This is a genomic window from Pseudomonas tolaasii NCPPB 2192 (assembly GCF_002813445.1).
GTDB classification, from domain to species: Bacteria; Pseudomonadota; Gammaproteobacteria; order Pseudomonadales; family Pseudomonadaceae; genus Aquipseudomonas; species Aquipseudomonas tolaasii.
In genome coordinates this window covers 4339124-4360096 of the sequence record NZ_PHHD01000001.1, presented here as the reverse complement: position 1 = coordinate 4360096, position 20973 = coordinate 4339124, and the positions used below count along the sequence as shown (strand labels likewise).

Here is a 20973-nt window from a genome sequence, read left to right as displayed (position 1 = left end):
CTGAATGTCCACTACCCGTATCGAACATGACGCATTCGGCCCGGTGAACATCCCGGCCGAGCGTTACTGGGGCGCGCAAACCCAGCGGGCGCTGGAGGTGTTCGGCAGCAAACAGCCGTTCCCGGCCAGCCTGATCCGCGCGTTTGGCCAGCAAAAACGCGCCTGTGCCCGTGCCAATGCCAGGCTCGGCGCGTTGACGCCAGACATCGCCCACGCCATTGAAGCCGCCGCGCAGGAACTCGCCGACGGGCATTTCGACGAGCACTTTCCGCTGTCGATCTGGCAGACCGGCTCCGGCACCCAGACCAACATGAACGCCAACGAAGTGATCGCCAACCGTGCCAACCGGCAACTGGGCAGTGAGTTGGGCAGCAAGGCCCCGGTGCATCCCAACGACCACGTCAACCGCTCGCAATCGTCCAACGACAGCTTCCCCACGGTGATGCACCTGACCACCGTGCTCGAGCTGCGCGGGCGTCTGCTGCCCGCGCTGAGCCACCTGCACAATGAGCTGCAAGCCAAGGCCGAAGCCTGGCAAGACGTGCTGAAAATCGGCCGCACCCATTTGATGGACGCCGTGCCGATGAGCCAGGGCCAGGCCTTTGGCAGCTTCGCCGAGCAAATTCGGCACGGCATCGCGCGCATTGAAGCGTGCATGCCGCGCCTGCGTTTGTTGCCCCAAGGTGGCACGGCAGTAGGCACCGGGCTGAATACCCCGGCCGGGTTTGACGTGGCGTTCTGCGAAGAAATCAGCCGGCTCACCGGGGAGCGCTTTGAAACCAACCCGTGCAAGTTCGAGGGCATGGGCACCCACGACGCATTGGTCGAAGCCTCCGGCGCGCTGAATGTGCTGGCGGTGTCACTCACCAAAATCGCCAATGACATCCGCCTGCTCGGCTCCGGCCCGCGCTGCGGCCTGGGCGAACTGATTGTGCCGGACGACGGCCTGACCTCTTCGATCATGCCCGGCAAGCGCAACCCGACCATCGCTGAAGTGCTGGTGCAGGCGGCGATGCAGGTGATGGGCAACCACACCACCATCACCCTGGCGGGGGCGTCCAGCACCTTCGAGCTGAACGTAGCCAAGCCGGTGCTGATCCACAACTTGCTGCAATCGATCGACGTACTGACCGACTGCATCAACCTGTTCGGCCACAAGCTGCTCAACGGCCTTGAAGTGAACCGCGCGCAACTGGCGCACAATGTGGAGCATTCACTGTTGATGGCCACCGTGCTGAACCCGGTGCTGGGCTATGACCGCGTGGCCCGGATCACGCGCAAGGCGGCGGACGAAGGCCTGTCGCCCAGGGAAGCGGCTGTGCAACTGGGCTTCATCAGCGCCGAGGAATACACGCAACGCGTACGCCCCGACGCGATGATCCGCCCTACCCCATAGCCGGCGGTATCTGAAACCCGCCGATGACGTCGGCCAGGCACTCGGCGAACTTGATGGTAGTGCGGTCTTCAAAGGGCGCGCCGATGATCTGGATGCCCACCGGCAGCCCGTCGCGGGTGAGACCCAAAGGTGCGCTGGTCGCCGGCAACCCCATCAGGGTGGCCGGCGCGATCCACTGGTAAAGGTCGGCGTAATGACGTTTGTTGCCCTCCACTTTCAGGCTGCGCAGGCTGATGACGTTGGACTGGTCATGGGCAAACGCCGTGGTGAACGTGGGCGGCGCCAGGATCACATCAAAATCATCGAAGGTCTTGAGGAACGCCTCACGCAACTGCAAGCCCTGTTCATGGGCCATCAACCACTCGGCGTGGCTCATGCCGGTGCCTTCATAGAACTTGTCGGCGTGCCGGGGCATGTCCATCACCTTGCCCAGGCCACGCAACACCGGCGCCATCAATCCCATGAAACGGCGACGGCCGGCAGGCAGCGACACGCCCAGCTTGGCGCCCAACTGCACCAGGTAGGCCGCAAACAGGCGCTCCAGCGACGCACCGGCAGGCGCTCCCTGCACCACGTCCACACCCGCTGCTTCCAGTGTTTGGCGTAACTGTCGGTAGGTATCGGCCATGCCGCTGGCGAGCGGGCAATCGGCGTCTTGGGTCCACAGCAACACGCGAAAAGCCTTGAGGGATTGATGTCGCGGCGCGGGCAATTGCACGTGCCAGCCCGCCTGCCCGCCCGCTATCACGCCCAGCATCAGTTGCAAATCGGCCGCATGACGCGCCAGGGGCCCGACCACATTCAGGTGCCCTTCGGCCAGTTCGCCCGGCGCCCCCGGAATATGCCCGCGCTGGGACACGATGCCGTGAGTGGGTTTGTGCCCGTACACCCCGGTGAAATGCGCCGGGATGCGAATCGAGCCGCCAATGTCACTGCCCAACTCCAGCGGCGTAAACCCCGCCGCCAGCGCCACCGCCGCGCCGCCCGAGGAGCCGCCCGGGGTCAGCGCCAGGTTCCAGGGATTGTTGGTGGTGCCGAACAGGCTGTTGTAGGTCTGGATATCCCCGGCCATGGTCGGCACGTTGGTTTTGCCGAACACAATGGCCCCGGCGTCTTCCAGGCGCTTGACTGCCGCCGCCGATTGCCGCGGCCGGTGTTCACACAACTCGGTCGCACCGGCGGTGCACGGCATGCCGAGCACTTCGAAGGTGTCCTTGATGGTCATCGGCAAGCCGTGCAACGGCCCCAGCGGCAGGCCGTTGCGCACTGCGGTGTCAGCCAGGTCGGCCTTGAGGCGCGCCTCGCCCAGGTTCAACGCCACAATGCTGTTGAGCGCCGGGTTGAGCATCTCCACACGCGCGATGCAGCTTTCGAGCAACGCGCGGCTGCTGAGGCGACCGCAGGCAATGTCGGCCACCAGTTCGGTGGCACTGCGGTAGCTGCTGTCGGGGGTCAAGGTGTTTCACCGGCAACGTGCAGCGTGTCGAGGTGAGGCATCAGCACCACACTCTCCTGCTCGTTGGGATCGGAGCGCGCCACCAACACCGACACCGGCTCATCGGTGTCGTTGTAAGGCTGATGGGGCATGCCTGCCGGAATGTAGAAAAAGTCACCGGGGTGGATGACTTCGTGGCTTTCCAGCTGCTGGCCGTACCACACGCTGGACACGCCGCTCAGGGCATAGATCGCAGTTTCATGGCCTTCATGCATATGGGTCTTGGCCCGCGCGCCCGGCGGGATAGTGACGATTTGCAGGTTGATTCCGGTAGCCCCCACCGTTTCGGTGGAGATACCCACGGCATTGTGCAGGCCTTGCTTGCCAATCACGGGGGCACGGGGGCGAAGCAGGCGGCAGGTCTTGTTGTCAGTCATCCGGGTAGGCTCGGTGTGTGATCAGGTCTCTCGGTAAACACCTGAACCCGCCCGGTTATTCCAGCTGCAAGGCCAGAGCGTGTGGTTGTGTTGAAAATGCTTGTTGAAATGCAGCCAAGACAGTTGCTCCCACAGGGAGCTGGGGTGACCCACAGTCCAGCTACCCGCCGAAGGTCTGCGAAGGCCGGCGCAAGGTTGGATCGAACGGGTTGATCCGCGGCCCGATCGCCGCCGCTTCGCGTTTGAGTAACTCCACCACCATGGGCAACCGGCTCGGCCCCAGCCGGTCGCTGATGGTGGCCACGCTCAATGCCGCCACGGCATGCCCGTCGCGGTTCAATATCGGCACCGCGAGACCCGCCATGCCTTCGAGCACACCGGTATTGCGCGCGGCGTAGCCCAGGTTGCGCACGTTCTCCACTTCCGAGCGCAACAGCACCTCGTCATACAGGTGGAAGTCCTTGAGCCGTGGCAGGTTGTAGCGAATCACCGTTTCACGCTCCTCCTCCGGCAAAAACGCCAGAATCGCCAGACTGCCCTGCCCCACGCCCAGCGCCACGCGCCCGCCGATATCGCCGGTGAAGGTACGGATCGGGTACGGGCCTTCGCTGCGGTCCAGGCAGATGGCGTCAAAACCACTGCGCGCGAGCAAAAACAGCGAGTCCCCAAGGGATGCACTCAAGCGCAGCATGCTGGGCCGCACCAGGTCACGCAGGTTACTGGTTTTGCCCGCGTTGGCCGCCAGGGCGAAAAACTCAAGGCTCAGGCGATAGCGCTTGCTGCGAGCGTCCTGCTCGACCATGCCTTCGTCCATCAGGCTGCGCAGCAGGCGGTGGGTGGTGGGCTGGGACAGGCCGACCTGGTGGGCCAGTTGCGTGACACGCTCGCCGTCCGCCGGAACCGTTCCGAGCACGCGCAACAGTGCGAACAACCGCGACACGCCGCCGGCCCCCACTTCTTTACTGTTTTCATTCCGCTCAGTGGAATCCATAACACCCTATCTCACAATAAATTCTGACCAGTGAATAAAACTAAAAATAACTGCTCACTCAGTGAAATTCCATCTTCCGCCCATCCTAGTCTTCGTCCTAATCTGCGTCCACAGGGGCGAAATGAACAACAACCGGCAGCCGACTCAAGATCGAGCGCCAACGCACCGGCAAGACCTCATTCGCATCTGCCCAAAACAAAAAAGCGCGTTTCGACGCGACTCAAAAAGGTGGAACGCAGACATGGCTTTTCTCCAACTCAACGCCTTGAGCAAACGCTACGGCGCCGTCGACGCGGTGGTCGCCACCGACCTTGCAGTGGAAAAAGGCGAATTCGTTTCCCTGCTCGGCCCCTCGGGCTGCGGCAAGACCACCACCCTGCAAATGATCGCCGGCTTCGTGGACGTCAGCGGCGGGCAGATCCTGCTCGACGGCCGCGACATCACCCACGCCAAGCCCGCCAGTCGTGGCCTGGGCGTGGTATTTCAAAGCTATGCGCTGTTCCCGCACATGACCGTACGCGACAACGTCGCCTTCGGCCTGAAGATGCGCAAAGTGCCGGCAGGCGAGATCGCCAGCAAGGTCAAAACCGTACTCGAACTGGTACGCCTGGCCCCTCACGCCGAGCGCTACCCGCGCGAACTGTCCGGCGGCCAGCGCCAACGCGTGGCCCTGGCCCGCGCGCTGGTGATCGAGCCGCCGGTGCTGCTGCTCGATGAGCCGCTGTCGAACCTCGACGCCAATTTGCGCGAAGAAATGCAGTTTGAAATCCGCCGCATCCAGTGCGCCGTGGGCATCACCACGTTGATGGTCACCCACGACCAGGCCGAAGCCCTGTCCATCAGCGACCGCGTGGTGGTGATGCAGGCCGGCCGCGTGACCCAGATCGATGCGCCCTACAAGCTCTACGAACATCCACGTACCCGCTTCATCTCTGACTTCGTCGGCAAAGCCAATTTACTGCCTGGCGACTACGACCAACTGGGCATCCCACAAGTGCGCCATGAAAGCGGCAACGGCGAGCTGACCCTGAGCCTGCGCCCGGAAAAAATCCAGTTGGTGGACGCCGGTGCCGGGCGCCTGCAAGGCAAGGTGCTGGACCGCTATTTCTTCGGCAGCCAATGGCTGTACCGCGTCCACACCACCCTGGGCGAAATCACCGTGGTGCGCAGCAACGACGGCAGCGCGCCGCTGGGTTGCGGCGCCCTTGTGGGCCTGGACTGGCACGCCGAGCTGTTGCGCGTGCTGGCGGCGGACGAGGTGCGCCCATGAGCCGTGGTTACTTACTCTCACTGCCAGCGCTGGTGCTGTTCAGTGGGCTGCTGGTGCTGCCGTTGCTGATGACCCTGGTGCTGTCGTTCAACGTGTTCGACTACCAAGTGGGCGTGAAGGCCGATGAATGGACCTTCGCCCATTACCTGTCGCTGTTCAGCGATGCGTACTTCTACGAAATCTTCTGGCGCACCTTCTGGATCAGCGCGCTGGTGACGCTTTTGTGCGTGGTGATCGGTGTGCCCGAGGCCTACATCCTCAGCCGGATGGGCACGCCGTGGCGCTCGATCTTTTTGATCCTGATCCTCGCACCGCTGCTGATTTCAGTGGTGGTGCGCGCCTTCGGCTGGAGCCTGTTGCTCGGCGCCGACGGCATTGTCAATCAACTGATCCAGGCCCTCGGCGGGCGCCCGGTGAAATTGCTGTACACGCCGTTTGCGGTGGTGATCGCCCTGGTGCACGTGATGTTGCCGTTCATGATCATTCCGGTGTGGACATCGCTGCAAAAACTCGACCCGTCGGCCGAACAGGCGGCGTTGTCGCTGGGTGCCAGCCAGACCACCGTCATGCGCAAGATCGTGTTGCCACAGGTCATGCCGGGCGTGCTGTCCGGCACCTTGATCGTGTTCGGCCTGGCTGCCAGCTCCTTCGCCATCCCCGGCCTGCTCGGCGGGCGCCGCCTGAAAATGGTCGCCACCGTGGTGTACGACCAGTACCTCTCGGAACTCAACTGGCCCATGGGCGCGACCATCGCGGTGGTGCTGCTGTTGGTCAATCTGCTGATCATGCTGAGCTGGAACCGCATGGTCGAAGGTCGCTATAAAAAGTCCCTGGGGGTTTAAGCGCATGTCCAGAAACGGTCCTTTGGCCCTCGGTTTCCACGGTTTGGTGGTGTTGTTCATGATGGCGCCGCTGGTGGTGGTGTGCCTGGTGGCCTTCACCCCGGAAAACACCTTGAGCCTGCCCACGTCGGGGTTTTCCCTGCGCTGGTTTCGCGCGGTGTTTGAGCGTGCTGACTTTATCCAGGCGTTCTACAACAGCCTGATCCTTGCGTTCACCGCCGCCAGCCTGGCCACCTTGATTGCCGTGCCGGCAGCCTTGGCGATCAGCCGTTATCAGTTCCCGGGGCGCAATTTTTTCAGTGCGCTGTTCCTGTCGCCGATCATCATCCCGCACCTGGTGCTGGGCGTGGCGATGCTGCGCCTGTTCGCGCTGATGGGCGTCAACGGCAGCTTCACCTGGCTGATGCTGGCGCATGTTGTGATCATCACGCCGTACGTGCTGCGCCTGGTGTTGGCCGCGGCCATCGGCATTGATCGCAGTGCCGAACAGGCGGCGGAATCTCTCGGCGCCAGCCGCTTCACGCTGTTTCGCCAGATCACCCTGCCGATGATTCTGCCCGGTGTGGCGGGCGGCTGGTTGCTGGCATTCATCAACAGTTTCGACGAAGTCACGCTGTCGATCTTCGTCAGCTCACCGGCCACGCAAACCCTGCCGGTGCGCATGTACGTGTACGCCACCGAATCCATCGACCCGATGATGGCGGCCGTGTCGGCGCTGGTGATCGCGCTGACCGCCGCGACCATGATTCTGCTCGACCGGGTCTACGGCCTGGACCGCGTACTGGTGGGGAAACATTGATGCCTTTGTTCAAACGTCTGGCCGAAACCGCGCGCCCTGCGGTGGCCTTCACACTCGACGGCCAGCCTGCCAGCGGCCTGCTCGGCGACACGCTGCTCACCGCCGTGCTGACCTGCGCCGAACACCTGCGCGGCAGTGATTTCAGTGCCGAACGCCGCGCCGGATTCTGCCTCATGGGCGCCTGCCAGGACTGCTGGGTACGCCTGGCAGACGGCCGCCGCGTCCGGGCCTGTTCGACGCTGCTGGAAGAAGGCCACGCCATCAGCCGCGACCCGGGGCGCCAGCCATGAAGCCCATCGTGATTGTGGGCGCAGGCCCGGCAGGCATCAGCGCGGCGCGTACGCTGCTCGACCACGGCGTCAAAGCCTGCCTGGTGGATGAAAGCCTGCGCGGCGGCGGTCAGATTTACCGGCGTCAGCCGGTGGGTTTCCAGCGCAGCGCCAAACAGGTTTACGGTTTTGAAGCGAGCAAGGCCGAGGCGGTGCATCGCACGATGGACGAACTGGCGCCTCTGATCGACTACCGGCCGGAAACTCTGGTGTGGAATGCCGAGAACGGGCGGCTCGACCTGCTCAACAATGGCCGGGCCGAAAGCCTGGAGTACTCGCGCATCATCGTCGCCACCGGCGCCACCGACCGCATTCTGCCGGTGCCGGGCTGGACCTTGCCGGGTGTGTACAGCCTGGGCGCGGCACAAATCGCCTTGAAGTATCAGGGCTGCGCCATTGGTGAACGCGTGGCGTTCTGCGGCAGTGGGCCGTTGCTGTATCTGGTGGCTTATCAATACGCCAAGGCTGGGGCGAAGGTGGTTGCGGTGCTCGACAGCGCGCCGTTCAGCGCTCAATGCCGCGCATTACCCGCCCTGCTCGGGCAGCCGGTGACCCTGGCCAAGGGCATGTATTACCGCGCCTGGCTCACCGCCCATGGCATTCCCGTGCATCAGGGCGCAACGCTGCAACAGATTGACGGTGAACAACGGGTGCGTGGCATTCGCTGGGGCAGCCATGTTCTGGACTGCGACGCTGTGGCCTTCGCCCATGCCCTGCGCAGCGAAACGCAATTGGCGGATTTGCTCGGTTGCGAGTTCGCCTGGAACAGACTGAACCGCGCCTGGTTGCCGCAACGTGACAGCGCCGGGCGCAGCAGTGTCAGCGGCGTTTACCTGGCAGGCGACGGTGCCGGCATCATGGGCGTCGATGCGGCACAGTTGGCCGGTGAACGTGCAGCGCTGGCCGTGCTGGAGGATGCAGGCATCGCCGTCGACCCTCGCCGCCCGGCCCTGCTTGAACAGCAATTGGCGGGCATCCAGCGCTTTCGCCACGGCCTGGAAACCGCGTTCCCGTTCCCCGAGCAATGGGCTGCACAGGCGTCGGATGACTTGATCCTGTGCCGCTGCGAAGAGGTCAGCGTCGGCGACGTGCGCGCCGTTGTCGATGAAGGCCACTGGGAAATCAACCGGGTCAAGGCCCATTGCCGCGTTGGCATGGGCCGTTGCCAGGGCCGCCTGTGCGGGCTGGCGGCAGCAGAGATTGTCGCCGAGCGCAGTGGTCGATCCATTGAGAACGTGGGCCGCCTGCGCGGGCAGGCGCCGATCAAGCCGCTGCCGTTTGGTGTGGAGGTGCAGCCATGATCGACGCCATCGTGCTGGGCGGCGGGATTGTCGGCGCCTCGGCCGCCTTGATGCTCGCGCAGAAAGGCCGACGCGTGGCGCTGGTGGAGCGAGATTTTTGTGGTTCACATTCCAGCGGCGTGAACTATGGCGGCGTGCGGCGTCAGGGGCGTCCCTTGCATCAACTGCCGTTGTCGCAGCGCTCGCACGCGCTGTGGGCCGACCTGCCGGGGTTGATCGGCATTGATGGCGAATACGTGCGCTCCGGGCATTTGAAGCTGGCGCGCAGCCATGCCGATTTCGCTGCATTGCAGGCTTACGCCGAGCAGACCCGAGGCTTCGGCCTGGGCTTGCAACTGCTCGATTACACCGAACTGCGCGCGCGCTTCCCGTGGGTCGGCGACATCGCGGTGGGCGCCTCGTTGTGCCCTGAAGACGGCCACGCCAACCCGCGGCTGGTTTCGCCCGCCTTTGCCCGCGCGGCGCAACGCTGCGGCGCTACGGTTTACGAACAGACCGAGGTCGTTCGAATCGAGCATGACAGCCGCCACTTTCAGGTGCACTGCGCCAACGGCCTGCACTTGCAAGCGCCGTGGCTGCTCAACTGCGCGGGCGCCTGGGCCGGTACCGTGGCCGAACAGTTTGGCGAGCCGGTGCCGATGACCTCGGCGCACCCGGCGATGCTGGTCACCGAGCCGCTGCCCTTGGTGATGAACGTGAGCACTGGCGTGGAAGGCGGCGGGATTTACGCGCGACAGGTCGCCCGGGGCAATTGCATCCTCGGCGGCGGCCGCGGTTTTGCCCTTGGCCCGTTGCAGGCCCGGCCGGGCCAGGCGGCGGTGCTGGAAATCCTGCGCAACGCCGGCGAGCTGTACCCGTTTCTCAAGGGCGCCCAAGCCATTCGCACCTGGAGCGGCACCGAAGGTTACCTCCCCGATCATGAACCGGTGATCGGCCCCAGCAGCACCCAACCCGGCCTGCTCCACGGTTTCGGCTTTGCCGGCGCCGGGTTCCAGCTCGGCCCCGCCGTCGGTGAAGCCCTGGCAGAGATTGTCTGCGAAGGAGCCAGCCGCCAACCCATTGAAGCGTTTTCCATCCGTCGTTTCCAAGCCTGAGAGGAAAAACATCCATGAACCCACGTATCGCGCTGTCCTGCTTGTCCCTCGCTTTGCTCACCTGCACCGCCCACGCGGCGCCCACGCTGTACCTGGGCATGAACGGCGGCACCATGGAGCGGGTGTACGCCGACAAGGTGTTGCCTGCGTTCGAAAAGGCCAACAACGTCAAGGTAGTGATCGTGCCCGGCACCTCGTCGGACATCCTCGCCAAGGTCCAGGCCAACAAAGACAACCCGCAGATGCACGTGATGTTCCTCGACGACGGCATCATGTACCGCGCCATTTCCATGGGCCTGTGCGACAAGCTCACGCCGAACCCGACCCTTGACCAAATCCCGGCCAAGGCGAAGATCAAGGATGATGCGGTCGCGGTGACCCTCGGCGTCACCGGCCTGGGCTACAACGCCAAGATGTTCAAGGAAAAAGGCTGGGCCGCACCGACTTCGTGGATGGACCTGGCCGACCCGCGCTTCAAGGACAAGGTGGTGTTCCAGTCCCTGGCCTCCTCCACCTTCGGGCTGCACGGTTTCCTGATGTTCAACCGTATCCAGGGCGGCTCCGAAACCGACGTGGAGCCGGGCTTCAAGGCCTGGCCGAAAACCATCGGCCCCAATGTGCTGGAATACATCGCCAGCTCGGCAAAAATTTCCGAGATGGTGCAAACCGACGAAGCCGCGATCTTCCCGCTGACGCCCACCCAGGTCACCACCCAGAAACTGCTGGGCATCCCGATGGAGTACGCGCAACCCAAGGAAGGCGCCGTGGTGCTGAACGTGGCTGAATGCGTGATCGCGCGCAATGACCAACCGGAACTGGCGCAGAAACTCGCAGCCTTCCTGCTGACCGCCGAAGCCCAGGCACCCGCGCTGGAAGAAGGCGACCAGATCCCGTCGAACCCGACCACGCCCACTACCGACAAAACCCGTGCCCGTGTGGAAGCGATGCAGGGTTACCTGCAGACGGCGGTATCCATTGATTGGGACCAGGTGAACCAGGCGCGGCCGGAGTGGAATGCGCGGTGGAGCCGCTCGATCGAGCGCTAGCCCTGAGCGGCGTTCCCACGCAGAGCGTGGGAACGCTCATACCCAGGCTGTGGCGCCTTAACGCGTGGCCATCTGCGCCAGCTCTTCACGGGTACGGCTGATTACGGCACCGGCCTTGAGCAACTCATCAACGGCATTGAGGCCGCCGTCTTCGCTGATGCCCCGGCATGCAGGCAAGTGCAGCACCACTTCCAGATCGGCCCTGAGCAGCTGCAGTGCGGTGGTTTTGACGCAAAAGTCCAGAGCCAGCCCGCCGACGATCACCCGGCTGACGCCATGGGCTTTGAGGTACTCGATAACCCCGGTGGACAATTTGTCGTGCAGGTCGTGGTAGCAGGCACCGTAGGGGTGCAGGTCGGGTTCCACGCCTTTCCAGATGAAGTAGTCGTAGTCATAGGGGGCGGGCAATTCGTCCAGCAAGGTGAAGCCTTCGGTGCCGGGTACGCAATGGCTGACCCACGTAATATCGGCATGCGCCAGGCCGGTGCGCTGATACATCTCGCTGCGTTCAGTGACCACCCAGGGCGCCCGGGGTGTATGCGCGTCCTTGCTGCCAACGCGGTAGCCGGCGAGGCTGGCCATGTAGTTGAGTTCGGCGCCGATCTGGTCGCCACCTGCCACAGGCAACTCATCCGGGCACAGCGGCGTGAAACTCTTCTGTGGGTCGACGTCGAAGGATGCAATGGCAGATTTCGAGAGGGTCATGACGGTTCTCCTGTGGCCCGGAAATTAAAGTACAGGTCATGCACTTTAATTGCATCCACTGAACGCAGTGGAGAATGGCAGCATCAAGTTGCCGTTCGAGCACAAGCGGGTCGTGGCGTGGGTGCTGAAGCTGAAGCCTGGAGATGTTTACTTCTTCGACCGCAGTTTTGCTGACTAGCCCCTCCCCCACGAACGATTAAAATCAAATGTGGGAGCTGGCTTGCCTGCGATGGCATCACTGCGGTGCAACTGACCTACCGAGGTGTCTGCATCGCAGGCAAGCCAGCTCCCACACAAGCCAGTTCCCACAGCGGCCTTTCACTGAAAAGGCTCAATTCATCCAGTTGCCGCCATCCACGTTATACGTCTGGGCCACCACGTAATCGGCGTCTTGGGAAGCCAAAAACACCGCCATCCCGGTCAGATCCTCCGCCGTGCCCATGCGCCCGAACGGCACCTCGGCCCCTACCCGCTTCTTCTTCTCGCCGGGCGGCAGCCCTTCGTGTTTGGCGAACAGCGCGTCCACGCCATCCCAGTGCTCGCCATCCACCACACCCGGCGCAATCGCGTTGACGTTGATGCCTTGCTTGATCAGGTTCAACCCCGCCGATTGCGTGAGGCTGATCACGGCCGCCTTGGTCGCGCAATACACCGCCACCAGCGGCTCGCCCCGGCGCCCGGCCTGGCTGGCCATGTTGATGATCTTGCCGCCATGCCCCTGGCTGATCATCTGCCGTGCCGCCGCCTGCAGCGTGAACAGCGTACCGGCGACGTTGATCGAGAACAGCCGGTCAAAGCTGTCGCGGGTGATATCGACAATCGGCGCCAGGTCAAACAGCGCCGCGTTGTTGATCAGAATATCGAGCTTGCCGGCATGGGCCACCACGGCGGCAATCGCGCCGTCGATGGAAGCCTGATCGGTGACATCCATCGCCACTGCATAGGCTTGCGGCCCCAGCTCGGCCGCCGTGGCCTGGGCGCGTTGCAGGTTGATATCGGCGATGGCAACCGTGGCGCCTTCAGCGATGTAAGCCTGGGCGAAGGCGCGGCCGATCCCGCGCGCCGATCCGGTGATCAGCGCGCTTTTACCTTCCAGTCGTTTCATGGGGAATCCTGTCAGCGTTATTTAGGGTAGCCGGCGCGTTTCATCTCGCGCTCGGTGGTGGACTGCGCTTCCAGCAGTGCCTGGTCAACCGACATGCCGCCAGTCAAAGCCGCCGAGAACAGCTTGCCGACCGAAGTTCCGATGGCCTGGAACTCGGGGATGGTCACGTACTGAATGCCCACGTACGGCACCGGTTTGGCCGAAGGGTGCGCGGGGTCGGCGTGCTTCATCATCTCCAGCGTCACCTGGGCAAACGGCGCGGCTTGCAGGTAAGCCTCGTTGTAGGTGGACTGGCGGGTGCCCGGTGGCACGTTGGTGATGCCTTCCTTATCGGCCACCAGCTGGATGTAGTCTTTGGAGGTGGCCCAGGTAATAAACGCCTTGGCGGCGTCCTTGTGCTTGGACGTGGCCGGAATCGCCAGGGACCAGGCATACAACCACGAGGAGCCCTTGTCGGTGACTTCAGTCGGCGCGGCGGCAAAGCCTACGCTGTCGGCGACCTTGCTTTGGCTCTTGTCGGTGGTGAACGAGCCCGCCACGCTGGCATCGACCCAGATCGCACACTTGCCGCTGTTGAACAGCGCCAGGGTTTCGTTGAAGCCGTTACTGGACACGCCCGGCGGGCCGTATTTTTTCAAGGTATTGACGTAGAAGTTGGCCGCCGCCGTCCATTCCGGGCTGGTCAGCTCAGGCTTCCACTGCTCATCGAACCAGCGGGCGCCAAAGGCGTTGGCCATGGTGCTGAGCAACGCGATGTTTTCACCCCAACCGGCCTTGCCGCGCAGGCACAGGCCGTATTGGTCCTTGTCTTTGACCGTAAGTTTGCCGGCGAACTCGCCGAGCTGGGTCCAGGTCGGGTGCGCGGGCATGCTCAAGCCGGCCTGTTTGAACAAATCGGTGCGGTAGTAGGTGACGGTGCTCTCGCCGTAGAACGGCAACGCGTAGAGCGTGTTATTGACCGACAGGCCCTGGCGCACCGAGGGGAAAATGTCGTCGGCGTCGTAGTTGGCCGGCAGTTGGGTCAACGGCTCCAGCCAGTGTTTGGCGCCCCACAGCGGGGTTTCGTAGGTGCCGATGGTCAGCACGTCGAACTGGCCGCCCTGGGTGGCAATGTCGGTGGTAAGGCGCTGGCGCAGTACGTTTTCTTCGAGTACGACCCAATTGAGCTTGATGTCCGGGTGCTGTTCTTCGAACACCTTGGACAGGCGCTGCATGCGGATCATGTCACTGTTGTTGACCGTGGCGATGGTCACGGTGTCGGCGGCGTGGCTGGGCATGGCCAGCGCCAGGCCGGTCAGCAGGAACAGCGCTTGCGGGAGCTTGCCTTTGCAAATCGGGAACATGGCGGTTTCCACCTGTTGTTTTTGTTGTTGAGCGCTGATTACAGCAGCTTGGCTATTGCTCCACAAACGCATGGCGGATGGCCCACTGATACTTTTTTAACCCGGGCATCGGGATCAAAAAAGTATCAGCGCCGGGCGAAATCAGGGGTAGCGCCTATACGCAGCAGGCGCGTATTTTGAGATGACTCCAAGTACAACAAAGAAGCCCCGCCATGCCTGTCAGCCGCGCCAAGCTGTTCGAGCACCGCCCCGCCGAGCTGGAAGTGATCCTGCCCGAGCCCGATCATTGCTTCCGCTGGTTCGAGCATGATTACCCCTACGACCTGGCGCGCTGGAACCACCATCCCGAATTTGAAATCCACCTGATCCGCCAGGGCAGCGGCAAGCTGGTGGCGGGCGACTACATCGGCGCCTTCGGTGCCGGGCATGTCGCGCTGATCGGCCCGGACCTGCCCCACGACTGGATCGGCGACCTGGCCCCCGGCGAGTACCTGACCGGGCGCGATGTGGTGCTGCAATTCGACGGCGCCGCCCTCCTCGCCCTGCGCAAGACGCTGCCGGAACTGGGCGACTTGCAGCAGCTCTTCGAACAGGCCCGGCGCGGCCTCGAATTCACGGGTGACACGGCCGTAAAGGCCGCGCACTTGATGGAAGCCATCGGCAATGCCCATGGCCTGCAACGCCTGATCCTGTTTCTGCAATTGCTCGACACCTTGAAAAATGCGCCCACGCAACACGTCCAGGCCCTGGCCAGCCCCTGCTACGCGCCCACTTTGGACGCACGCAGCGCCGAACGCATCAACAAAGCCTTCGATTACCTGATGCGTGAACTGACCGGCGATTTGCGCCTGTCGGTCATCGCCCAGCAGTTGGAGATGAGCGAACCCGGCTTTTCGCGCTTCTTCAAACGCAACACCGGCCACGGCTTTATCGACCTGATGCGCAAGTTTCGCGTGCAGCGCGCCTGCCGCCTGTTGCTGCAAAGCGACATGTCGGTGGCCGATATCTGCTTTGAAGTGGGCTACGCCAACCTGTCCAACTTCAACCGGCATTTTCGCATCGAGATGAACCAGACGCCGAGTGAATACCGACGCGAAACCGCCATGCATCTGTTCAACCGCATTGAAAAAATGACACCCAGTCAATTCTGACCATAAGGTCGACTAATCCCCATTTTTATCAGGCTGATCAACCGATTGAGCAAAGTTGGTAAAGCCTGTGCAAACGTTTGCGGAACGGACCTGACGAGCAGGTTCATCTCCACCCGAAGAATCGGGTTCAAACCGCGTACGAATAGGGATTTTCAATGCACCCCACCTCAAGGCGTTCCGCCTGCTTTGGTGTTTCCTTGCTACTGACCGCCGTTACGGGAGTACTCAGTGGCCCCGTTTTGGCGCAGGAACAACCCGTCGATGACTCGGCCCAGGGCGAAACCCTGAGCCCTGAGGCCAGCCCGGCGAAAAAAGGGGCGTACCTGTCGGACTGGTTCAACCAGGACCTGACCTTGATCGGCAGCAAAGACATCAGCTTTGGCCCCAAGCCGCAGGATGACGTGTATCTGGAATACGAATACTTCGGCCGCAAAGGGCCGTTCGAGCTGTATGGCTATATCGACGTGCCAAAGATCCTTGGCATCGGTAACAGTAATGACAAAGGCGCGTGGGACCATGGCTCACCAGTGTTCATGGAGCACGAGCCGCGTATCTCCATCGACTACCTGGCCGGGCGCAGCCTGGCGATCGGGCCGTTCAAGGAATGGTACGTGGCGTTTGACTGGATCTACGACCACGGCAGCAACAAGTCCAACCGCGCCAACACCTTGTACAGCGGCCTGGGCACCGACATCGACACGCACTCGCGGGTCAACCTGTCGGCGAACTTCTACGGGCGTTACCAGTGGGAAAACTACGGTGCGAGCAATGAATATTCGTGGGACGGCTACCGCGCACAAATGAAGTACATCGTGCCGATCAGCAGCTTTGAGAACGGCGCTTCGCTGACCTACATCGGCTTTACCAACCACGACTTTGGCTCAAGCCTGCACAAGGACAACCCCGCGCGTACGGCCAACTCCACCGTGGCCACCAACGTGCTGCTGTATTCGTTCACGCACCTGCGCTTCACTCTGGTCGGCCGTTACTTTCATAACGGTGGCAACTGGGAAGATGGCAGCGAGCTGAATTTTGGCGAGGGCAACTTCCGCGCCCGCTCCGACGGCTGGGGTTACTACGCCGGCGTCGGCTACCAATTTTGATAAAGGAGCTAAAGATGAACCTGTTCACCCGTCTCTCGATGGCCATAAGCCTGGCGTTTCTGCCCCACGTCGTACTGGCAGATGCTCCGGCGCCGATCAAACCCAAAGTCATGCTGATCACCATGTTCGCGCCTGAAGCGCAAACCTGGATCGACCGCCTGGAACTCAAGCAGGAAGTACGCGTTCCGGGCCTGTCTGCCGAATACCCGGTGATTCGCTGCAACACCCAGGACGTGTGCCTGCTGGTGACCGGCATGGGCCAGACCAACGCGGCCGCCTCTACCCTCGCGCTGGCCCTGTCGCCGAAATTCGACCTGCGCCAGAGTTATTTCCTGATCGCCGGAATCGCCGGCATCAGCCCCAAACACGGCACCATCGGCACTGCCGCCTGGGCGCATTACCTGGTGGAGTTCGGCACCCAGTGGGAACTGGATTCGCGCGACGCCCCCAAAGACTGGCCCACCGGTTACATCGGCATCAACACCAAAGGCCCAAACGAGAAACCACCGCTGGACTACAAAACCGAAGTCTTCGAGCTGAACCCCAAGCTGCAAGCCAAGGCGTTCGCGCTGTCGCAAAAGGTTGAGCTGACGGAAAGCAAGGAATCGGCAGCCTGGCGCAAACACTACCCGGCCGCGCCCGCCAACCAGCCGCCGCAAGTCACCCGGTGCGACACCCTGGCGGGCAACACCTGGTTCTCCGGCACACGCCTGAGCGAGCGCGCCGAAGTCTGGACAAAATTGCTGACTGACAATAAAGGCGAGTACTGCACCACCCAGCAGGAAGACAACTCCACCTACGAAGCCTTGCTGCGCGCCAGCCGCGAAGGTTTGGTGGATATCCAGCGCCTGGCGGTGGTGCGCGCCGGCTCCGATTTCGACCGCCCGTACCCTGGCTACAGCGAAGTGGACAACCTGCTGAAATACGCCGACCAGGGCGGTTTTGTACCGGCGCTGGAAAACCTCTACCGCACGGGGAACCCGCTGGTGCAGGCGATCCTGAAGAACTGGTCAGCGTGGGAGAAAGGCGTTCCCGAGGCCTGATAAAGATCAAACTGTGGGAGCTGGCTTGCCTGCGATAGCCATAGGTATCGACACAACTTTCACAGACTGTCGAACCTCCTCCCTGTGGCGAGCGGGCTAGCCCGCTCGCCACAACAGCTTTATCGAGTTGTTGGCTGAACCACCGCTATCGCAGGCAAGCCAGCTCCCACGGTTTTGATTGTGTCAGGGCAGGAAGATGATCTTGTCTGCGCTGCCGCTGTTCACTTCCTCATAGCTGAGCAAGCCATCGGCCAGCGCCACTTCGCGCAAGCCGGTAGGCAGTGGCAGCAAGTCCTGATCAAAAAACCTCCCGAATTGCTCCAGCATCACCGCACATTGCTCGCAGTTGTAGAGCAACGAATTGATCCCCACCACCGAGCCGCCCTTGCGGTACAGGGCCAGGGCCGGCAATTGCACATGGCCGTCGACCGGCGCGGCGATGATTGCGATGCGCCCGAACGGGGCCAGGCCTGCCACGGCGGCCGGCAGCCAGAAACCGGTGGTATCGAAGATCACGTCCGCGCCGCCCTTGAACACAGCGTTGACCTGCGCACCCAGCTCCTCTGGCTTGCCCAGGGCAATCGCCGTGAACCCTTGGGCCTGCAACACGGGCACCTGATCAGCCTTGCGCACCGCCGCCAACACCTCGGCACCGCGAATTTTCGCCAGAGCCAACGCCGCACTGCCCACCGCACCATTTGCACCGATCACCAGCAAACGCGTGCCTTTGCCCACGCCGCTGCGCTCCAGCGCGTCCCAGGCGGTGGTGTACGGCACGCCGAGACTGGCGGCCTGGGCGAAACTCAGGTGGGTGGGCTTGTGCGCCACGCCTTTAGCCGACACGGTCAGGAACTGCGCGTGGGAGCCGTCGGCAAAAAAGCCGATATCGCGACCGGTGCCCCACACGTCCTGGCCCAGCCATTCCTGCGGCCCCTCCACCACCACCCCGGCGAAGTCACGACCGGGAATACGTGGCAATGTGGTGTAGGGAAAACGCCCGAGTACGTTTTTCACGTCGCTGGGGTTCAAGCCCGCGGCCTTGACCTGCACCAGCACTTCACCGTCCGCCGGAACGGGGGTGGCAACATCGGTGTAGCGCAATGCGGTGAGGTCGCCAGTGGCGGAAAATTGCAGAGCTTTCATGGCAGATATCCAATAAAGGGAAGAAAGGAATCAGGACAACCAGCCACTGACCAGCTGTCGGCCCAGGGGCCAGAGTTGTTCGCCGAGCAACATGCCCATCAGGCCGACCAGGGCGATGGCCGGTGGTGCTGGCGAACGAAAGTCCAGGGCGCCGTAGATCACGCCGACAAACAGGCCGATGGCGAGGGAGATCAAATAGTTCATGCTGAGCGGCGCCTTGTGGGTCGATGGGCTCAGTGTAGAGAGCGCTTTCCTGAAGCATCGGCCAAGTACTTCAGAATTTCGGCCAAACCGTCAGCCTGCGTATTGCGACGGCGCCACGCCCAGTTCACGGCGGAACATGTCGCTGAAACTGCTGGGCGAATACCCCAGCGACCGTGCAACCCCGCTCACCGACTGGCCCTGAATCAGCTCCGCCACTGCCGTGGCCAGTTGCACCTGCCGCCGCCAATGCGCGAAGCCCATGCCCAGGTGATTCTGGAACAACCGCGCGAGGGTACGCACACTGGCCCCGGCCGCTTCAGCGTGTTGTTCAAAAGAGATTTCCAGAGAAGGTGCGGCCATCACCGCGTGGCACGCATTGATCAGCCGGCGGTCAGCGTCTAAAGGCATGGCGATGCGAATCTTCGAGCGTCGCGCCCGTTGCAGCTCCAGCAGCGCCAGGCTGACCACGGCGTCGTAATAGGCCGGGTCGCCGTTATCACCTTGGTCGACCAGCGTGACGATGAGTTCACGCAGCAGGCCGCCCACTTCAATCACCTGTACCTGCGCGTCGAGCGTGCCCGCCAGTGCCGGGCGCAGGTAGATATTGCGCATCTGCAAATCCGAGACCACCCGAATGCCGTGCTCCACGCCAGGCGGCAGCCACACCGCACGCTGGGGCGGTACAACCAGGGCTTCGCGGGGCGTTTCGACCCACATCACCCCGCTCATGGCGTAGAGCAACTGGCCCCATTCGTGGCTGTGGGGTTCCACATACAAGCCACGCGGGTAAGTGCGCGCAAGGGGCTGCACGGGTATGGCGTGATCAGTGAGGTCGGGGGGCGCGGCGAGGGCCATGAAGGGCATGTCGATCAAGGGTGAGCGGCCATGGTAATGACCGCTACCCCACATTCCGAGCGTTTTTTGCGATTTAACCGTGGGCGGACTTGGTGCACTCGCAGCCCGTCGCCGAAGCGCACGGCTCGCCATGGGCATGGTGCTCGGCGCAGCCTTTGCAGCAATAGCCTTTACCGTCCTTCATCACCGCATCTTTGCCCAGCACGCATTTGCAGTGGGGGCAGGCACAGGTTTTATCAGCCATGGTCAGACTCCTTTTTCATGGTCGTCCAGATGCGGCGAGCGCCACACCTTAAGCAGTGACTATAGGAGAGGTTCCGGGGTTCACTTGGGTTAATCGGCCAGGCGGCTGTTGCTGCGGTACATGAACACCAGCGCCAGGGCCAACAGCAACATGGCCACGATGCGGCTGGCGGACAGCTCGATGGCCGGGTTACCGAGCCAGCCGAAATTGTCGATCAACATGCCCATACCCAATTGACCGACGATCACCGCCACCGTCGCGACCGCGGTGCCTACCACCGGTACCGCGCCGACCATCACCATCATGTACACCACGCCGAACAGTGCGCCGGTCAGTTGCCATTTCGGCACGTCCAGCAGGCTGACGGCCTGAGCGGGTTCGAAGAAGAAAATCAGCAAGGCGGTGGTGATTGCCCCCACCGCAAAAGTCAGCAAGCTGCTGCGCAACACACCCACCGCCTGGCCCAGGCGGCCGTTGATGGCGGCCTGTACGCTCAGCACCGCGCCAGCGACGATTACCAGCACCAATAACAGCATCAGATTCATCGTCTTACCCTCTCGCAATCAGAACAAGTGCCGCCACAATCAGCGCCAACGCAACCCAGCGCTCGCCATTGACCCGCTTGCGCGCAGTGCCGAACCAGCCGAAATGGTCGATCAGCACACTCTTGCCGACCTGCCCCGACAGTATTGCGATCATGGTCATGGCAATGCCGATATGCGGCGTGGCCAGGGTCAGCACCACCACATACATCGGCCCCAGAAAGCCGCCGATCAATTGCCAGCGCGGCAAATCGGTCAGCGCCGGGCCCTTTTGCGGGCCGCTGAACAACAGCAGCAAAAACAGGATGGCCGTGCCCACGCCGAAAATGCTCAAGGTCGCCCACAGGTGGCCCACCTGCACGCCCAACGGCCCGAGCAACCCGGCCTCCACCGACAGGCCCATGCCCGCCAGGATCACCAGTGGCAGCAACAGCAACCGGAGTAGGTTTTTCTTTGGCGTGGCTTGCGCCACACCCTCGATGGAATTTGCCTGCATACATCACCTGCGCATCAAGAAAGGAAACATGGCGCGCATTATCCGGTGGCCGTCCTGTGCGATAAATGGGAGCATGCGGATAACACCTTTGCGCAACAC

23 protein-coding genes are annotated in these 20973 nt (G+C 62.7%); 11 read left to right on the top strand and 12 right to left on the bottom strand.

Annotated elements, in window-relative coordinates:
- The first annotated feature begins 4 nt into the window (after positions 1-4).
- The gene (locus ATI14_RS20405) at positions 5-1396 is read left to right on the top strand and encodes a class II fumarate hydratase (protein ID WP_016974521.1); all 1392 of its coding nucleotides are present in this window, start codon (positions 5-7) and stop codon (positions 1394-1396) included.
- Here ATI14_RS20405 and ATI14_RS20400 read toward each other — a convergent pair.
- The 3 genes from ATI14_RS20400 to ATI14_RS20390 form a co-directional block, all read right to left on the bottom strand.
- Entirely contained in the window at positions 1386-2852 is a 1467-nt protein-coding gene (locus ATI14_RS20400; RefSeq protein WP_016974522.1) for an amidase family protein, read from the bottom strand. The genes ATI14_RS20405 and ATI14_RS20400 overlap by 11 nt on opposite strands.
- Positions 2849-3268 (bottom strand): cupin domain-containing protein, encoded by a 420-nt coding sequence (locus ATI14_RS20395; RefSeq protein WP_016974523.1) that lies wholly within the window; start codon positions 3266-3268, stop codon positions 2849-2851. The genes ATI14_RS20400 and ATI14_RS20395 overlap by 4 nt, the downstream gene beginning before the upstream one ends.
- 160 nt (positions 3269-3428) lie before the next feature.
- The gene (locus ATI14_RS20390; protein WP_016974524.1) at positions 3429-4259 is read right to left on the bottom strand and encodes an IclR family transcriptional regulator; all 831 of its coding nucleotides are present in this window, start codon (positions 4257-4259) and stop codon (positions 3429-3431) included.
- A 241-nt stretch (positions 4260-4500) separates the two neighbouring features.
- Between ATI14_RS20390 and ATI14_RS20385 the strand changes: the two genes are divergently transcribed.
- The 7 genes from ATI14_RS20385 to ATI14_RS20355 are packed head-to-tail and all read left to right on the top strand — an operon-like array spanning position 4501 to position 10940.
- Positions 4501-5529, top strand: a complete 1029-nt coding sequence (locus ATI14_RS20385) for an ABC transporter ATP-binding protein (RefSeq protein WP_016974525.1) — start codon at positions 4501-4503, stop codon at positions 5527-5529.
- Positions 5526-6371 carry an ABC transporter permease gene (locus ATI14_RS20380; RefSeq protein ID WP_016974526.1) on the top strand — a complete coding sequence of 282 codons (846 nt, stop codon included), beginning with the start codon at positions 5526-5528 and terminating at the stop codon, positions 6369-6371. The genes ATI14_RS20385 and ATI14_RS20380 overlap by 4 nt, the downstream gene beginning before the upstream one ends.
- Before the next feature lie 4 nt (positions 6372-6375).
- Positions 6376-7170: an ABC transporter permease gene (locus tag ATI14_RS20375; protein ID WP_016974527.1), complete on the top strand. Its 795-nt coding sequence runs from the start codon at positions 6376-6378 to the stop codon at positions 7168-7170.
- Complete coding sequence (locus tag ATI14_RS20370; RefSeq protein ID WP_016974528.1) at positions 7170-7460, top strand: (2Fe-2S)-binding protein; 291 nt, start codon at positions 7170-7172, stop codon at positions 7458-7460. The genes ATI14_RS20375 and ATI14_RS20370 overlap by 1 nt, the downstream gene beginning before the upstream one ends.
- Positions 7457-8800: an FAD/NAD(P)-dependent oxidoreductase gene (locus ATI14_RS20365; protein WP_016974529.1), complete on the top strand. Its 1344-nt coding sequence runs from the start codon at positions 7457-7459 to the stop codon at positions 8798-8800. The genes ATI14_RS20370 and ATI14_RS20365 overlap by 4 nt, the downstream gene beginning before the upstream one ends.
- Positions 8797-9894 (top strand): NAD(P)/FAD-dependent oxidoreductase, encoded by a 1098-nt coding sequence (locus ATI14_RS20360; protein ID WP_016974530.1) that lies wholly within the window; start codon positions 8797-8799, stop codon positions 9892-9894. Before ATI14_RS20365 ends, ATI14_RS20360 begins: the two co-directional genes overlap by 4 nt.
- Positions 9895-9908: 14 nt before the next feature.
- Positions 9909-10940: an ABC transporter substrate-binding protein gene (locus ATI14_RS20355; protein WP_016974531.1), complete on the top strand. Its 1032-nt coding sequence runs from the start codon at positions 9909-9911 to the stop codon at positions 10938-10940.
- 57 nt (positions 10941-10997) lie between these two features.
- Here ATI14_RS20355 and ATI14_RS20350 read toward each other — a convergent pair whose 3' ends face one another.
- From ATI14_RS20350 to ATI14_RS20340, 3 genes are all read right to left on the bottom strand, one after another.
- Positions 10998-11645, bottom strand: a complete 648-nt coding sequence (locus ATI14_RS20350) for an isochorismatase family protein (protein WP_016974532.1) — start codon at positions 11643-11645, stop codon at positions 10998-11000.
- 331 nt (positions 11646-11976) lie between these two features.
- Positions 11977-12750, bottom strand: coding sequence for an L-iditol 2-dehydrogenase (locus ATI14_RS20345; protein ID WP_016974534.1), 774 nt, complete (start codon positions 12748-12750; stop codon positions 11977-11979).
- Positions 12751-12767: 17 nt separating this feature from the next.
- Positions 12768-14027 carry an ABC transporter substrate-binding protein gene (locus ATI14_RS20340; RefSeq protein WP_370590144.1) on the bottom strand — a complete coding sequence of 420 codons (1260 nt, stop codon included), beginning with the start codon at positions 14025-14027 and terminating at the stop codon, positions 12768-12770.
- A 278-nt stretch (positions 14028-14305) separates the two neighbouring features.
- Between ATI14_RS20340 and ATI14_RS20335 the strand changes: the two genes are divergently transcribed.
- The 3 genes from ATI14_RS20335 to ATI14_RS20325 all read left to right on the top strand — a co-directional run bounded on the left by ATI14_RS20335 (position 14306) and on the right by ATI14_RS20325 (position 17390).
- Positions 14306-15244 (top strand): AraC family transcriptional regulator, encoded by a 939-nt coding sequence (locus ATI14_RS20335; protein ID WP_016974536.1) that lies wholly within the window; start codon positions 14306-14308, stop codon positions 15242-15244.
- A gap of 155 nt (positions 15245-15399) precedes the next feature.
- On the top strand, positions 15400-16347 hold the full coding sequence (locus tag ATI14_RS20330; RefSeq protein WP_016974537.1) for a nucleoside-specific channel-forming protein Tsx: 948 nt from the start codon (positions 15400-15402) through the stop codon (positions 16345-16347).
- A 14-nt stretch (positions 16348-16361) separates the two neighbouring features.
- Entirely contained in the window at positions 16362-17390 is a 1029-nt protein-coding gene (locus ATI14_RS20325; RefSeq protein ID WP_016974538.1) for a purine-nucleoside phosphorylase, read from the top strand.
- 183 nt (positions 17391-17573) lie between these two features.
- Here the strand turns inward: ATI14_RS20325 and ATI14_RS20320 are convergent, their stop codons facing one another.
- The 6 genes from ATI14_RS20320 to ATI14_RS20295 form a co-directional block, all read right to left on the bottom strand.
- On the bottom strand, positions 17574-18533 hold the full coding sequence (locus ATI14_RS20320) for a quinone oxidoreductase family protein (protein ID WP_017254554.1): 960 nt from the start codon (positions 18531-18533) through the stop codon (positions 17574-17576).
- A gap of 30 nt (positions 18534-18563) precedes the next feature.
- On the bottom strand, positions 18564-18737 hold the full coding sequence (locus ATI14_RS20315) for a DUF1427 family protein (RefSeq protein ID WP_016974540.1): 174 nt from the start codon (positions 18735-18737) through the stop codon (positions 18564-18566).
- A gap of 90 nt (positions 18738-18827) precedes the next feature.
- Positions 18828-19592: an AraC family transcriptional regulator gene (locus ATI14_RS20310; RefSeq protein WP_026083052.1), complete on the bottom strand. Its 765-nt coding sequence runs from the start codon at positions 19590-19592 to the stop codon at positions 18828-18830.
- A 73-nt stretch (positions 19593-19665) separates the two neighbouring features.
- Positions 19666-19836 carry a metallothionein gene (locus ATI14_RS20305; protein ID WP_016974542.1) on the bottom strand — a complete coding sequence of 57 codons (171 nt, stop codon included), beginning with the start codon at positions 19834-19836 and terminating at the stop codon, positions 19666-19668.
- A gap of 89 nt (positions 19837-19925) precedes the next feature.
- Positions 19926-20381: a DMT family transporter gene (locus ATI14_RS20300; RefSeq protein WP_016974543.1), complete on the bottom strand. Its 456-nt coding sequence runs from the start codon at positions 20379-20381 to the stop codon at positions 19926-19928.
- Between the two features lie 4 nt (positions 20382-20385).
- Complete coding sequence (locus tag ATI14_RS20295; protein WP_016974544.1) at positions 20386-20874, bottom strand: DMT family transporter; 489 nt, start codon at positions 20872-20874, stop codon at positions 20386-20388.
- Between the last annotated feature and the right edge of the window lie 99 nt (positions 20875-20973).

Coding starts and splice junctions, on each gene's coding strand:
- ATI14_RS20405 (WP_016974521.1), top strand. CDS start 5: ATGTCCACTACCCGTATCGAACATGACGCATTCGGCCCGGTGAACATC.
- ATI14_RS20395 (WP_016974523.1), bottom strand. CDS start 3,268: ATGACTGACAACAAGACCTGCCGCCTGCTTCGCCCCCGTGCCCCCGTG.
- ATI14_RS20390 (WP_016974524.1), bottom strand. CDS start 4,259: ATGGATTCCACTGAGCGGAATGAAAACAGTAAAGAAGTGGGGGCCGGC.
- ATI14_RS20385 (WP_016974525.1), top strand. CDS start 4,501: ATGGCTTTTCTCCAACTCAACGCCTTGAGCAAACGCTACGGCGCCGTC.
- ATI14_RS20380 (WP_016974526.1), top strand. CDS start 5,526: ATGAGCCGTGGTTACTTACTCTCACTGCCAGCGCTGGTGCTGTTCAGT.
- ATI14_RS20375 (WP_016974527.1), top strand. CDS start 6,376: ATGTCCAGAAACGGTCCTTTGGCCCTCGGTTTCCACGGTTTGGTGGTG.
- ATI14_RS20370 (WP_016974528.1), top strand. CDS start 7,170: ATGCCTTTGTTCAAACGTCTGGCCGAAACCGCGCGCCCTGCGGTGGCC.
- ATI14_RS20365 (WP_016974529.1), top strand. CDS start 7,457: ATGAAGCCCATCGTGATTGTGGGCGCAGGCCCGGCAGGCATCAGCGCG.
- ATI14_RS20360 (WP_016974530.1), top strand. CDS start 8,797: ATGATCGACGCCATCGTGCTGGGCGGCGGGATTGTCGGCGCCTCGGCC.
- ATI14_RS20355 (WP_016974531.1), top strand. CDS start 9,909: ATGAACCCACGTATCGCGCTGTCCTGCTTGTCCCTCGCTTTGCTCACC.
- ATI14_RS20350 (WP_016974532.1), bottom strand. CDS start 11,645: ATGACCCTCTCGAAATCTGCCATTGCATCCTTCGACGTCGACCCACAG.
- ATI14_RS20345 (WP_016974534.1), bottom strand. CDS start 12,750: ATGAAACGACTGGAAGGTAAAAGCGCGCTGATCACCGGATCGGCGCGC.
- ATI14_RS20340 (WP_370590144.1), bottom strand. CDS start 14,027: ATGCCCAGCCACGCCGCCGACACCGTGACCATCGCCACGGTCAACAAC.
- ATI14_RS20335 (WP_016974536.1), top strand. CDS start 14,306: ATGCCTGTCAGCCGCGCCAAGCTGTTCGAGCACCGCCCCGCCGAGCTG.
- ATI14_RS20330 (WP_016974537.1), top strand. CDS start 15,400: ATGCACCCCACCTCAAGGCGTTCCGCCTGCTTTGGTGTTTCCTTGCTA.
- ATI14_RS20325 (WP_016974538.1), top strand. CDS start 16,362: ATGAACCTGTTCACCCGTCTCTCGATGGCCATAAGCCTGGCGTTTCTG.
- ATI14_RS20320 (WP_017254554.1), bottom strand. CDS start 18,533: ATGAAAGCTCTGCAATTTTCCGCCACTGGCGACCTCACCGCATTGCGC.
- ATI14_RS20315 (WP_016974540.1), bottom strand. CDS start 18,737: ATGAACTATTTGATCTCCCTCGCCATCGGCCTGTTTGTCGGCGTGATC.
- ATI14_RS20310 (WP_026083052.1), bottom strand. CDS start 19,592: ATGGCCCTCGCCGCGCCCCCCGACCTCACTGATCACGCCATACCCGTG.
- ATI14_RS20305 (WP_016974542.1), bottom strand. CDS start 19,836: ATGGCTGATAAAACCTGTGCCTGCCCCCACTGCAAATGCGTGCTGGGC.
- ATI14_RS20300 (WP_016974543.1), bottom strand. CDS start 20,381: ATGAATCTGATGCTGTTATTGGTGCTGGTAATCGTCGCTGGCGCGGTG.
- ATI14_RS20295 (WP_016974544.1), bottom strand. CDS start 20,874: ATGCAGGCAAATTCCATCGAGGGTGTGGCGCAAGCCACGCCAAAGAAA.